At 67.8% G+C, this 11,820-nt stretch carries 15 protein-coding genes and 1 tRNA gene; 6 read left to right on the forward strand and 10 right to left on the reverse strand.

Going from position 1 to position 11,820, the window contains the following annotated elements; all coding sequences use genetic code 11:
* Positions 1-27 precede the first annotated feature (27 nt).
* Positions 28-198 (forward strand): (2Fe-2S)-binding protein, encoded by a 171-nt coding sequence (locus FHS97_RS17555; RefSeq protein ID WP_028966957.1) that lies wholly within the window; start codon positions 28-30, stop codon positions 196-198.
* Positions 199-287: 89 nt separating this feature from the next.
* Positions 288-803 carry a bacterioferritin gene (gene bfr / locus FHS97_RS13140; RefSeq protein WP_184038623.1) on the forward strand — a complete coding sequence of 172 codons (516 nt, stop codon included), beginning with the start codon at positions 288-290 and terminating at the stop codon, positions 801-803.
* A gap of 96 nt (positions 804-899) precedes the next feature.
* On the opposite strand, the gene FHS97_RS13145 is transcribed toward bfr, so the two are convergent.
* From FHS97_RS13145 to FHS97_RS13180, 8 genes are all read right to left on the reverse strand, one after another.
* A complete protein-coding gene (locus FHS97_RS13145) occupies positions 900-1,379 on the reverse strand; it encodes an Hpt domain-containing protein (protein WP_343053454.1) in 480 nt (159 codons plus the stop codon).
* 74 nt (positions 1,380-1,453) lie between these two features.
* Positions 1,454-2,818 carry a ribosome biogenesis GTPase Der gene (gene der, locus FHS97_RS13150; RefSeq protein ID WP_184038626.1) on the reverse strand — a complete coding sequence of 455 codons (1,365 nt, stop codon included), beginning with the start codon at positions 2,816-2,818 and terminating at the stop codon, positions 1,454-1,456.
* A gap of 182 nt (positions 2,819-3,000) precedes the next feature.
* Positions 3,001-4,326 (reverse strand): PQQ-like beta-propeller repeat protein, encoded by a 1,326-nt coding sequence (locus tag FHS97_RS13155; RefSeq protein ID WP_184038630.1) that lies wholly within the window; start codon positions 4,324-4,326, stop codon positions 3,001-3,003.
* A complete protein-coding gene (locus tag FHS97_RS13160; protein WP_184038634.1) occupies positions 4,323-5,072 on the reverse strand; it encodes a tetratricopeptide repeat protein in 750 nt (249 codons plus the stop codon). Before FHS97_RS13160 ends, FHS97_RS13155 begins: the two co-directional genes overlap by 4 nt.
* A 69-nt stretch (positions 5,073-5,141) precedes the next feature.
* Positions 5,142-6,020, reverse strand: coding sequence for a 3-methyl-2-oxobutanoate hydroxymethyltransferase (gene panB / locus FHS97_RS13165; RefSeq protein ID WP_184038638.1), 879 nt, complete (start codon positions 6,018-6,020; stop codon positions 5,142-5,144).
* 23 nt (positions 6,021-6,043) lie between these two features.
* Positions 6,044-6,481, reverse strand: coding sequence for a hypothetical protein (locus tag FHS97_RS13170; protein ID WP_184038641.1), 438 nt, complete (start codon positions 6,479-6,481; stop codon positions 6,044-6,046).
* Positions 6,482-6,484: 3 nt separating this feature from the next.
* The gene (locus FHS97_RS17660; RefSeq protein ID WP_184038644.1) at positions 6,485-7,225 is read right to left on the reverse strand and encodes a helix-turn-helix domain-containing protein; all 741 of its coding nucleotides are present in this window, start codon (positions 7,223-7,225) and stop codon (positions 6,485-6,487) included.
* A gap of 183 nt (positions 7,226-7,408) precedes the next feature.
* A tRNA-Pro gene (locus FHS97_RS13180) sits at positions 7,409-7,485 on the reverse strand.
* 167 nt (positions 7,486-7,652) lie between these two features.
* Between FHS97_RS13180 and yajC the strand changes: the two genes are divergently transcribed.
* From yajC to FHS97_RS13200, 4 genes are all read left to right on the forward strand, one after another.
* Positions 7,653-7,991: a preprotein translocase subunit YajC gene (gene yajC, locus FHS97_RS13185; RefSeq protein WP_184038648.1), complete on the forward strand. Its 339-nt coding sequence runs from the start codon at positions 7,653-7,655 to the stop codon at positions 7,989-7,991.
* A gap of 1 nt (position 7,992) precedes the next feature.
* Positions 7,993-9,594 (forward strand): protein translocase subunit SecD, encoded by a 1,602-nt coding sequence (secD, locus tag FHS97_RS13190; protein ID WP_184038652.1) that lies wholly within the window; start codon positions 7,993-7,995, stop codon positions 9,592-9,594.
* Between the two features lie 61 nt (positions 9,595-9,655).
* On the forward strand, positions 9,656-10,630 hold the full coding sequence (secF, locus tag FHS97_RS13195; protein ID WP_184038657.1) for a protein translocase subunit SecF: 975 nt from the start codon (positions 9,656-9,658) through the stop codon (positions 10,628-10,630).
* A 22-nt stretch (positions 10,631-10,652) separates the two neighbouring features.
* Positions 10,653-11,039, forward strand: a complete 387-nt coding sequence (locus FHS97_RS13200; RefSeq protein ID WP_184038660.1) for an Mth938-like domain-containing protein — start codon at positions 10,653-10,655, stop codon at positions 11,037-11,039.
* A gap of 41 nt (positions 11,040-11,080) precedes the next feature.
* Here the strand turns inward: FHS97_RS13200 and FHS97_RS13205 are convergent, their stop codons facing one another.
* Positions 11,081-11,494, reverse strand: a complete 414-nt coding sequence (locus FHS97_RS13205) for a DUF983 domain-containing protein (protein ID WP_184038664.1) — start codon at positions 11,492-11,494, stop codon at positions 11,081-11,083.
* A gap of 44 nt (positions 11,495-11,538) precedes the next feature.
* Positions 11,539-11,817 carry a DUF1467 family protein gene (locus FHS97_RS13210; RefSeq protein ID WP_184038667.1) on the reverse strand — a complete coding sequence of 93 codons (279 nt, stop codon included), beginning with the start codon at positions 11,815-11,817 and terminating at the stop codon, positions 11,539-11,541.
* Positions 11,818-11,820: the final 3 nt, after the last annotated feature.

Genomic DNA, 11,820 nt, shown 5'->3' on the forward strand with positions numbered 1-11,820 from the left:
TCCCATCCTCAAGAATGAGGAGCGGTTATGGTCGTTTGCGTCTGCAATGCGATTCGCGAATGCCAGGTACGCGAGGCGGCGCGAGCCGGCGCGACCACGGCATGTCAGGCCTATCGCTGTTACGGTCGACAAGCCAAGTGCGGACAGTGCGTCGCGTTCGCACGTGAAATCATCGAACAGGAACGTGCGGCTGCGTAGCGCTCTCATCTTGTGCAAGTAGAGAATTCAGGCTTCCGTCGAAGCATCCGTGCCTGTATTCGGCCTCCATTCACTTGGAGGCAGACACAATGAAGGGTGACCTGAAAGTCATCGAGTTTTTGAACGAGTCGCTCAGGAACGAGCTGACGGCGATCAATCAATATTGGTTGCATTACCGTCTCTTCGACCATTGGGGCGTCTATAAGCTCGCCGAGTTCGAGCGCCACGAATCGATCGACGAGATGAAGCACGCCGACTGGCTGGCGGAGCGCATCCTGTTCCTCGACGGTTTGCCCAACTTCCAGCTGCTCGGCCGCCTGCGCATCGGCGAAACCGTCGAGGAGGCGCTCAAGGCCGATCTGGCGATGGAGATCGAAGCGGTCGCACAGCTGAAGGCCGCGGTCGCGTACAGCGAGGAAGTGAAGGACTTCGTCAGCCGCGATCTGTTCGCGCGCATCCTTGCCAGCGAGGAAGAGCATGTCGACACGCTCGAGCGCCAGTTCGAGATGATCGAGCGGATGGGCATCCACAATTACATCCAGCTCAACTCGATCAGCGAGCACGACAAGCCGCAAAGCGGCGCGGCGCCTTACCTGAAAGGGTGATGCGACAGGGCGGTGGCGATTACTTGGAGTGTCGCCGCCGCCATCTTTTCGATGCCGGCTCTGGCTTCGATCAGAGCCTGAGTTTAGCGTCCTTCGTCAACCGATCTTCCGCCCGAACCCACCCGGCGCCCGCGGGCGCCCCGGAAGCGGCGAGGGCACGAAGGCCGGCGCGACCGGCGCAGGTGCGACGACAGGCGCCGCAACCACCGTCACCCCCGCTTCGCGCTCCAGCAGCGCCAGCGTCTGCAACAGCAGCGGGCGGAGCGCGACGACGTCCTCGATCGCGCGCTCCGGCGAGTCATGATGCTCGATGCACAGTCGCGCGTGATCCTCGATCTTCTCGGCGAGCATCGCCAGCGCCAGCGCGCCGAACTGCCGCGCTTCGCCTTTCAGCGTGTGCGCCGGGATCACCATCGCCACCGCATTGGCCTTGCGCACCGCCTCTTCAAGCGTCGTCAGCGATTTGATGCCGTCCTCGCGGAAATAGCCGAGGATGCGCGCGAAGCCGGTGCCCAGCTCGGCACGGGCACGCGCCAGCGCCTGACCATCGACCAGATTGCTCGTTTCCAACGACACCTACGTCTCCCGCCGCACTCCGGACACCGGCGTTCCGGAATAAGCGCGATCGGTAAACGCCCGGTAACCGCGCGTTATTTGCTAAAAGGATTCTTCGGCGCGCGCAGCATCAACCGCACCGGCACCGCGCCGAACCCCAATTCACGCCGGATGCCGTTGATGAGGTAGCGCTGGTAGCTCATCGGCAGCTCGTCGACCCGCGTGCCGAACAGCACGAAGCCCGGCGGTCGCGTCTTGGCCTGGGTCAGATAGCGCAGCTTGATCCGCTTACCGCCGGGTGCGGGGGGCGGGTTGGCCTCGATCGCGCGTTCGAACCAGCGGTTGAGCTCGCCGGTGCCGACGCGCCGCGACCACGCCTCGCGGGTCTCGAACGCCGCCGCGATCAGCTGGTCGATGCCCTTGCCGGTCGCCGCCGAGACCGCGAGCAGCGGCACGCCCTTGACCTGCGCCAGCCCCTCGTCAAGCGCCTTCTTGACGCCGTTGAACAGGCTTGAGGCATTTTCCGCCACGTCCCATTTGTTGAGCGCGATCACCAGCGCGCGGCCTTCCTCGAGCACGCGATCCGCGATGCGCAGGTCCTGTGACTCCAGCCCGAGCGTCGCGTCGAGTAGCAGCACCACCACCTCGGCGAAATCGACGGCGTGGAGCGCATCGGCGACCGACAGCTTCTCCAGCTTGTCCTGCACCTTGGCACGCTTGCGCATTCCGGCGGTGTCGATCAGCCGCACCTGCCGCGGGCCGTCCGGCCCTTCCCACGTCCAGTCGATCGCGATCGAGTCGCGCGTGATCCCGGCTTCCGGGCCGGTGATCATCCGGTCCTCGCCGAGCATGCGGTTGACGAGCGTCGACTTGCCCGCATTCGGCCGCCCGACGATCGCCAGCTTGAGCGGCGCATCGGGGCTCTCGATGTCGATCGGCGCCTCGGGCTCGGGCTGGAGCGGGTCGAGATGCGGCAGCAATGCCTCGAACAGCTCGACGAGCCCCTCGCCATGTTCGGCGGAAAAGGCGACCGGGTCACCGAAGCCGAGCGCCATCGCCTCGTAGAAGCCGCCCTCGCCCGCGCGCCCCTCCGCCTTGTTGGCCATCAGCACGATCGGCGTGTCCGATCCGCGCAGCCAGCGTGCGATCTCTTCGTCGAGCGGCACGACACCCGCGCGCGAATCGATCACGAACAGCGCGACGTCGGCGGCGTCGACCGCGGCCTGCGTCTGCTGTCGCATCCGGCCCGGCAGCGTGTTGGGGTCCTCGTCCTCATAGCCGGCGGTGTCGATGACGCGGAAGTCGAGCCCGAGCAGATGCGCATCGCCCTCGCGCCGGTCGCGCGTCACGCCGGGACGGTCGTCGACCAGCGCGAGCTTCTTGCCGACGAGGCGGTTGAACAGCGTCGACTTGCCGACGTTGGGACGGCCGACGATCGCGACGGTAGGAAGACGGGACATGCGGGTGACCTAAAGATTTATCGGCGCGCGCGATAGGGGCGGGTGGCGGTGCGCTGTACCGGCCTCACGCTTGCACGTCGCCCCGGGCTTGCCTCGGGGCCCCGCTTCTCCACTTTCCGGCGCAGAAAGCGGAGCCCCGGATCAAGTCCGGGGCGACGATGGGAGACACCTGGCGATGAAACTCACCGCCAGGCGGTGATCACGCCCTTCTCGTCCAGCGTGTAGAGCGTCTGATTGGCGACGATCGGCGCCATCGAGAATTGATCGCCCGCCTGGATCGTCGTCTGCACGCTGCCGTCGGTCACCGAGGTGGCGACCAGGTCACCGCGCGAATTGGTCAGCCACAATTTGTCGCCCGCCAGCACCGGCCCGAACCAATTATACGGATCGTTGCGCTTTTCCTCGTTCTTGAACGCGCGCAACTGGCTGATCCAGCGCAGCTTGCCGTTGGCGCGCGACAGGCAGACCAGCCGCGAATCATCGGTAACGAGGAAAATCCAGTCGCCCGCGATCCACGGGGTCGAGATACCGGCGAGATTCTGCTCCCAAGTGCGCTGCCCGGTCGCGATCTCCAGCGCGACCATCCGGCCGCCTTCGCCGATCGAATAGACGCGGCCGTCCTCGATCACCGGATCGGCGTCGATATCCGCGAGGCTCGACACCGAGGTAGTGATCGAGGTGCGCGACAGCGCATCCTGCCACAACGTCCGGCCGTTCTCGTAACGATAGGCGTTCAGCTCGCCGCTCGAGAAGCCGGCGATGACGGTGCCCGAGCTGGCGGCCGGCGCGGCGACCCCGAACACGCCCTGCGTCTCGAGGCTCGCCGACTGCGTCCAGACGACCTTGCCGTCGCCCTGATCGAGCGCGAAGATCTGATTGTCCTGGCTCAGCACATAGACCTGGCCGTTGGCGACGGTCGGGGCGCCGCGCAGCGGCCCGCCCGGCTTGGCGCGCCACAGCACCGCGCCGTCGGCGGCGTTGACGGCGACGACATCGCCCAGCCCGTCGGTGGCGTACAGCTTGCCCTCGTCATAGCTGACCCCACCGCCGAAGCGCGCGTTCTTGTTCTCGTCCGTGTCGGGCACGGCGCGGGTCCACAGCTTCGCGCCGGTGTCGGCGGTGAAGGCGTGGAGCGTCGCATCGACGTCGACGACGAACAGCTTGTTCTCGGCCACCACCGGCCCGGCCGCGAGCCGCGCGCGATTGGTGCCGCCGTTGATCTGGGCGGTCCATGCCTTCGCCGGGGTCGCCGACGCCAGCAGGAGATTGCCCATCGACTTGGCGGCATTGCCGCCCGGCTGCGTCCATGCGTCGTTCGCGACGCCGACCGGCAGCGTGACGGGCACGCTTTCCAGCCCCTTGTCGACGGTCGCCTGATTTTCCGACATCAGGATCGGGACGCGCTGTCCCACGGTGGGAGTCTTCTTGGGCCCGCCCTTGAAGATGCCGCAGCCGCTGAGCCCCACCAGCGCGGCGAGCGCCAGGCCGGTCGCCACCCGTGTCGTCATCGCGTCGTGTTACCTTCGTTCGTGGCCGGCGCAGCGGCACCGGCGGCCGTCGGCGACGCGGGCGTCGCCTTGTTATCCGATGCGCCATCCAATACGCCCGCCATCTGAACGGCGCGTTGACGCAACGAGGCGGGCACCTGCGTGTCGGCGGCGATCCGCGCGAACACCTGCCCGGCCAGATCGCGCCGCCCCTGTTGCAGGTAAGCGGCGGCCATCAGCTCGCCCGCGCTGCCCAGCCACGGATTGCCCGCGACCGCCAGCGGCCGCATCCGCTCCGCCACCACCTCGGGCTTGAGCGTGTCGAACTCGGCGCTCGTCTGGCGGATCAGCGCGAGATCGCGGAACGGCTGCGCCACCGACGCATCCTGCGCAACCGTCGCGAACTTGGCCGCGGCGCCCTTCAGGTCGTTCTTCTGGAGCAGCACGTCGGCCTGCGTGAAGATCGCCAGCACACGATAGCCCTCGCGCTTCGACTGGGTCAGCGTCGCCAACGTGTCGCTCGCCGACTTGGTGTCGTTGGCGGCGAGCGCGTCATAGGCGGTCTGCAATTGCTCGCCCTCGCGCCCGGCCGCCTGTTCCTGACGATGCTGCCAGAACAGATACGCGCCGAACGCCGCCAGCGCGACCACGACCGCGGCGATCAGCGCGACGCCATAACGGCGCCAGACGTGCAGCGCCTGATCGCGCCGCAGCTCGTCGTCGACCTCGCGCAGGAACGCTTCGTTATTTTGCGGCGTCAGGGCCACCGAATACTCCGGGCTTCACGGAAAAACGCCCGGCGTGTAGCGGTTCGCCGGGATAAACGAAAGGGCCGCCTAGTCCTTGGGCGGATACAGCTGCTCCGGACCGGGAAAGGCGCGCGACCGGACTTCGGTGGCATAGCGCTCCGCCCGCTCGGCGACGAACGTCGCCATGTCGCCATAACGCTTCACGAAGCGCGGCGTGCGTTCGAACAGCCCGAGCATGTCCTCAGCGACCAGCACCTGCCCGTCGCAGCTCGCCGACGCGCCGATACCGATCGTCGGGATGTCGATCGTGCGGGTGATCTCGACCGCGATCGGCTCGACCACGCCCTCGATCACCAGCGCGAACGCCCCCGCCTCGGCGATCGCGCGCGCATCGGCGACGATCTTGCGCGCCTCGGCCGGGCTGCGCCCGCGCGCGCCATAGCCGCCCAGCGCGTTCACCGCCTGCGGGGTCAGCCCGATATGCCCGACGACCGGTATGCCGCGCTCCGACAGAAACTGCACGGTCGGCGCCATCGCCACGCCACCCTCCAGCTTCACCGCCGCCGCGCCGGTCTGCTTCATCAACAGCGCCGCACTCTCGAACGCCTGCGCCGGCGACGCCTCGTAGCTGCCGAACGGCATGTCGATCACCACCGTCGCATGGTGGCTGCCGCGCACCACCGCCGCGCCATGCGCCGCCATCATCTCCAGCGTGACCGGCACCGTCGACGGAAGGCCGTAGATCACCTGCCCGAGGCTGTCGCCGACCAGCAGCATGTCGCAATGCGGGTCCATCAGCTGCGCCATCCGCACCGTGTAGGCGGTCAGCATGACGAGCGGCTCCCCCTTGCCCGCCGCGATCGCCGCCTTGCGCGCGCGGATCGCCGGCACGGTCAGCCGTTTCATCGGCGCGGACACCGGGGTCGCGCGGCTCGTGGCGGTGTCGATGGTGAAGGTCGTGGACATCGCGCCCTGCTACGCCACGCGCGTCAATCGATCCAGCCACGTCGGCGCGCGACATGCGCCAGTTGCAACGCCAGCGCGCCGATCGCCATGATGAGCAGCGGGAAGTAGAGCGTGTACGGCCCCTTCACCGCAAGGATGTCGGTCATGGCGAACATCCAGCCGAACTGGATCAGCACCGCGACCAGCGACACCGTCAGCAACGCGACCGCGTGGCGCGACCGGACCAGCAACGCCATCGCGCCGGCCAGCATCGTGCCGGTCGCGATCGCATAATCGGCGCGATACCAGAGCGGCAGACTCGCGAACAGGGCGCGATCGTAATCGCTCGCCGCGCCCATCGCCTCCGCCCCGTGGCGCAACTGGCTGATGCAGGCCGAAACCCCCATCGCGCCCCACAGCACCAGCACCCATGCCGCGAGGCGAAACCACCGCGGCGCGCTTTTCCTGTCCCCGCCGATCATCGCTCAGCGCATAGCAACCCGCGACGTCGACGGCGACGGATAATCCGCCATATGCGCCAGCTCGCCGGGCAGCAGCAGCGTCACGACACGGCCAGCCAGTTCGATCAACTGCTGCTGGCGCATCATCTGGAGCGTGCGGTTCACGTGCACGCTGGTCAGTCCGAGCGTGTCGGCGAGCATCTCCTGTGTCAGCGGCATACGGAATTGCGTGTCGGTCGCGAGCCCGACGCCACGAAGCCGGTCGCGCAATTCCAGCAGCAGATGCGCGAATCGTTCGATCGCGACCTGTCGCCCCAGCCGCGCCGTGGCGTCGAGCAGATGGTGGAAGGTCGCCATCGTGTGCCGCTGCAGCACCGCGTCGAGCAGCGCGGCATCGGGCACCCATGGCCCGTCGAGGTCGATCAGCGTCACCGGCGTCAGCGCCACGATCGTCGCGGGATAGCTGGCCTCGCGCTCGAACGGCAGCGGATCGCCGGGCAGCAGCACATGTTCGATCTGTCGCCGCCCGTCCGCGAAATGCCGCACCAGCGCCGCCCAACCGGCGCGCAGCATCCAGATGCCGCTCACCGGCTCGCCCTCATGTGCGATCTCGCGGCGCGACCGGACCAGCTTCGGCGAGAAGCGCCGGCTGTGCAGCCCAATCGTCGCGGTCAGTCCCGGCGCGAGCTGGTCGAGCCGCCGGTGCACGGGATCGCTGCGGTCGATGGTGAGGCGCGGCGGCGACGGGCCGGGCGGCGCGCTCACGGCGGTGGTGGCGCGTGATCCGCGCGACGGGCAAGAACGGGTTCCGCGGCTGCCACCATCTGACCTCTCCGCGCCGCGAGCACGGGACCGGTCCGACAGGCCCGGAGTCGCGCCGAACGGGGCAGCGCGCATCGTACCAGCCACCGCGCCGCGGAGGAACGGAAATCATTGAATTGTAATGATTGGTCGGGGCGACAGGATTCGAACCTGCGACCCCCACACCCCCAGTGTGATGCGCTACCAGGCTGCGCTACGCCCCGACCGAGGGGGCGCCTCTACGCCTGGTCGCGGCGCGATGCAAGCGCATTGGAACGCCGCGACGGGGCAGCCGGGTCGGGCGCATGTTGCGCGCGACGCGCCGCGATGATAGCGGCAGCGACTTCGCGCGGCCGTCTCCCGGCCGCCCAACGGTCATGCACGGAAACCGATGCTTATCTCTCCCGCTTATGCGCAGACCGCCAGCGGCGCCGCCCAGGGCGGCGGCCTCGCCGGCTTCATCAGCCTTGCGCCGCTGCTTCTCGTCTTCGTCGTCTTCTACTTTCTGATGATCCGCCCGCAGCAGCGCCGCATGAAGGCGCTCCAGACCGCAGTCGCCGACGTGAAGAAAGGCGATTCGGTCGTCACCGCCGGCGGGCTGATCGGCAAGGTCACCCGCGTCGAGGACAGCGCGGTCGAGGTCGAGATCGCGCCCAACACCCGCGTGCGCGTCGTCAAGGCGACGCTCGCCGAGGTGACGCCGCTCGGCGGCAAGCCGGCGAACGACTGACATGCTGGACTTTCCCCGCTGGAAGGTCGCCGGCATCTGGCTGCTGCTCGCGGCGTTGGTGTCGCTGTCGATCCCGACGTTCATCCCCGAAAGCGTGACGCAATCGTGGGGGATCAATCTTCCGCGCGTCAACAAGGGGCTGGATCTGGCCGGCGGCAGCTATCTGCTGCTCGAGGCCGACACCAACGACGTCGCCGCGACTCGCGTCGAGGCGATGCGCGAGCAGGTGCAGACCGAGATGCGCCGCCAGAACCCGCGCATCGAGATCGGCGAGATTTCCAGCCGCGGCGGACAACTGTCGTTCCTGCTGCGCGACCCGACGCAGGTCGATGCCGCGCGTGAGCGGCTGCTCCAGATCACCGGCACCGGCGCCGGGATGACCGGGCAGCGCCAGTGGGACATCCAGGTCGTCGACACCAGCCGCTTCGTCCTGACGCCGACCGCCGAAGGGCTGAAGCAGGCGGTCGAGACCGCGATGGGCGACGCGACCGAGGTCGTGCGGCGCCGTATCGACGAAATGGGCACGCGCGAGCCGACGATCATCCGGCAGGGCAGCAACCGCATCGTCGTGCAGGTGCCGGGGCTTCAGGACCCGCAGGCGCTCAAGGACCTGCTCGGCAAGACCGCCAAGCTCGAATTCAAGCTGGTCGACGTCAACGCCGATCCGCAGGCGCTCGCCAAGGGTCAGGCGCCGGCCGGCGACCAGATCCTGCCCTACCCCAACAATCCGTCGGGCATCCCGCTGATCGCGGTGAAGCGGCAGGCGATCATCACCGGCGACATGCTGAGCGACGCGCGGCAGGAGTTCGAGCCGCAGACCAACGCGCCGCAGGTGTCGATGACCTTCGACAGCCAGGGCGGTCGCCGCTTCGCGCGCACCACGCAGGAGAATGTCGGCAAGCCGTTCGCGATCATCGTCGACAACAGCGTGATCTCGGCTCCGAACATCAACGAGCCGATCATCGGCGGCCGCGCCGCGATCAACGGCGGGTTCACGGTCGAGAGCGCCAACCAGCTCGCGATCGCGCTGCGCTCGGGCAAGCTGCCGGTCGACCTGAAGATCGTCGAGGAATCGACGGTCGGACCGGACCTCGGTGCCGATTCGATCCGCGCCGGCATCCTAGCGTCAGCGGTCGCGGTCGCGCTGGTCGTGGCGTTCATGCTGGTCACCTACGGCCGGTTCGGCGTCTATGCGAACCTCGCGGTCGTCATCAACGTGTTCGTCATCCTCGGCGTGATGGCGTTGCTCAAGGGCACGCTGACGCTGCCGGGGATCGCCGGCTTCGTGCTGACGATCGGCACCGCGGTCGACGCCAACGTGCTCATCAATGAGCGGATTCGCGAAGAGCGCCATCGTGGGCGCAACGTGGTGCAGGCGGTCGAGCTGGGCTATAAGGAAGCCAGCCGCACGATCTTCGAGGCCAACGTCACGCATGCGATCTCGGGCGTCATCATGTTCGTGCTCGGCTCCGGCCCGGTGAAGGGGTTCGCGGTCGTGCTGCTGATCGGCATCGCCACCAGCGTGTTCACCGCCGTCACCTTCACGCGGATGCTGGTCGCGGGCTGGCTGCGCCGCGCCAAGCCGAAGACGATCAACATATGATCGTGCCGACCCTTCTCTCCCCTAACCGGACCCTGGCCGCGGCCGGGGCGGCGAGGACGTCATGAAACTGCTCAAGCTCGTCCCCGACGACACCAATATCGATTTCGTCCGCCTGCGCGGACTCGCGTTCGGCCTGACGCTGCTGCTCAGCGTGCTCGCCGTCGGGATCACCTTCTACAAGGGGCTGAATCTCGGCGTCGACTTCGAAGGCGGCCTGATGATCGAGGAACGGTTCGCACAGACGCCCGACCTCAATCGCGTCCGCAGCGTCGTCGATGCGCAAGGTGTCGGCGAGGCTGCGCTCCAGCAGTTCGGCGACCCGCGCACCGTCACGATCCGCCTCCCCGTCCAGCAGGGCGGAGACGAGGGCGCGACCAACCGCGCGGTTCGCAAGGTCGAAAGCGCCTTGTTGAAGGCCTTCCCGGGCGCCGAGTTCCGCCGCTACTCGACCGTGTCGGGCAAGGTGTCGGGCGAGCTGATCCGCCACGGCGTGCTCGCGGTGGTGCTCGCGATCCTCGGCATCGGGCTGTTCGCGATCTTCCGCTTCGAATGGCAGTTCGGCGTGTCGACGATCGTCGCGATCGTCCATGACCTGTTGATGACGCTCGGCTTCTTCGCGCTGACGCAGTTCGAGTTCGACCTCAACATCGTCGCGGCGGTGCTGACGATCATCGGCTATTCGATCAACGACAAGATCGTCATCGACGACCGGATCCGCGAGAACATGCGCCGCTATCGCAAGATGGAGATGCGGGAGATCATCAACCTGTCCGTCAACGAGACCCTTCCCCGGACGGTCATGACCTCGGTGACGATCCTGCTCGCGCTTGCCGCCTTGCTCTTCCTTGGCGGCCACGTGCTCCGCGGCTTCACCGCCGCGATGACGCTCGGCATCATCGTCGGGACCTATTCGTCGATCTACGTCTCGTCCTCGCTGCTCATCACGCTCGGACTGCGCGCCGAGCCGGAGAACGAGAAGCCGGTGCGCGGCAACAGCGTCGCCGACAATGCGGAGCGCGTCGGGCCGCGCGCCTGACCCGCGCCGGGGAGCACGCACGATGAGAATGGACCGCGAGCGTGACGCCGCCGGCCCGTTGGTCCGCGGCTTCGGCCCGGCCGGCTTCAAGGTCGATGCGCCGGACGGAACGATGGGCGTCTATCCGGCGCTGCTGCTGACCGCGACTCGCGCCGACGGCTGGACCCCGCCGCCATTCGATGCGCTCGACGAGGCGGCGCTCGCGCCGTTGCTGGGCGAGGCGATCGAGTTCGTGCTGCTCGGCACCGGCGCCGATCTGCGTCGCCCACCGCGCGCGCTGGTCGCGGCGCTGGAGAAGCGCGGCATCGGCGTCGAGGCGATGGACAGCCGTGCCGCCGCACGCGCCTGGGGAGTGCTGCGCGCCGAGGAACGCCGCATCGCCGCCGCGCTCTATCCGCTGGAGGGCTGAGCGGCGCGGCGGGTATCCCGCCATTGCGGCCGTGAGCGCGCTCAGTCTTCCTTGACCAAGCGCCCTTCGCGCGCCTTGAAGTAAAATTGGCTCGCCACCAGCCAGCCCTTGATCGGCCGCAGCGGCAGCACGGTGCTGACCAGCAACACCGGCAGGCTGACCAGCACATGCATCCACCACGGCGGGTCGGCGAGGATCTGGAACATCAGCGTGAAGATCACGCCGGGCAGGCACGCGAACAATTGCACGAACACCGCCGGCCCGTCCGCCGGGTCGGCATAGCCATAATCAAGTCCGCACACCGGGCACCGTTCGCGGATCGTCAGAAAGCCACGGAACAGCGCGCCCTTGCCGCAGCGCGGGCAACAGCCGCGCACCCCGGTGGCGAGCGGCGACAGTCGCGGCCACGCATGGCCGGCGTCGTCGACGAGGCGCGGATCATTGGCGTCGGTCATCATCATCCCCTGCGCCGCCCCGCGACGCGCCGCCACAACCCGCGTCAGTCGACCGCGTTGACCACGTCCATGACGTCGAGCGACTGCGCCGTGATCCAGCCGAACTCATAATTGGCGACGAACAGCGCGAACAGCGCCGTCGCGACGATCGTCGTCCGCACGATGACCCGTTTCAGCGAGAATTCGTGCGGCGCGCTTTCGGCGGAGCCGGGCATGTGCGCCTCCCCCGCCTCGGCGGAGGTGCGCACCCCGAACGGCAGCACCAGAAACACCGAAAACGCCCAGAAGAGGACGTAGATCGCCAACAGTGATGTCCAGCGCACCTC

Source organism: Sphingomonas endophytica, assembly GCF_014199415.1.
GTDB lineage: Bacteria > Pseudomonadota > Alphaproteobacteria > Sphingomonadales > Sphingomonadaceae > Sphingomonas > Sphingomonas endophytica.

What these genes read in the sequence shown, in the direction of transcription:
- FHS97_RS17555 (WP_028966957.1), top strand. Translation starts at nt 28, where the DNA reads ATGGTCGTTTGCGTCTGCAATGCGATTCGCGAATGCCAGGTACGCGAG.
- bfr (WP_184038623.1), top strand. Translation starts at nt 288, where the DNA reads ATGAAGGGTGACCTGAAAGTCATCGAGTTTTTGAACGAGTCGCTCAGG.
- der (WP_184038626.1), bottom strand. Translation starts at nt 2,818, where the DNA reads ATGTCCCGTCTTCCTACCGTCGCGATCGTCGGCCGTCCCAACGTCGGC.
- FHS97_RS13155 (WP_184038630.1), bottom strand. Translation starts at nt 4,326, where the DNA reads ATGACGACACGGGTGGCGACCGGCCTGGCGCTCGCCGCGCTGGTGGGG.
- panB (WP_184038638.1), bottom strand. Translation starts at nt 6,020, where the DNA reads ATGTCCACGACCTTCACCATCGACACCGCCACGAGCCGCGCGACCCCG.
- FHS97_RS13170 (WP_184038641.1), bottom strand. Translation starts at nt 6,481, where the DNA reads ATGATCGGCGGGGACAGGAAAAGCGCGCCGCGGTGGTTTCGCCTCGCG.
- yajC (WP_184038648.1), top strand. Translation starts at nt 7,653, where the DNA reads ATGCTTATCTCTCCCGCTTATGCGCAGACCGCCAGCGGCGCCGCCCAG.
- secD (WP_184038652.1), top strand. Translation starts at nt 7,993, where the DNA reads ATGCTGGACTTTCCCCGCTGGAAGGTCGCCGGCATCTGGCTGCTGCTC.
- secF (WP_184038657.1), top strand. Translation starts at nt 9,656, where the DNA reads ATGAAACTGCTCAAGCTCGTCCCCGACGACACCAATATCGATTTCGTC.
- FHS97_RS13200 (WP_184038660.1), top strand. Translation starts at nt 10,653, where the DNA reads ATGAGAATGGACCGCGAGCGTGACGCCGCCGGCCCGTTGGTCCGCGGC.
- FHS97_RS13205 (WP_184038664.1), bottom strand. Translation starts at nt 11,494, where the DNA reads ATGACCGACGCCAATGATCCGCGCCTCGTCGACGACGCCGGCCATGCG.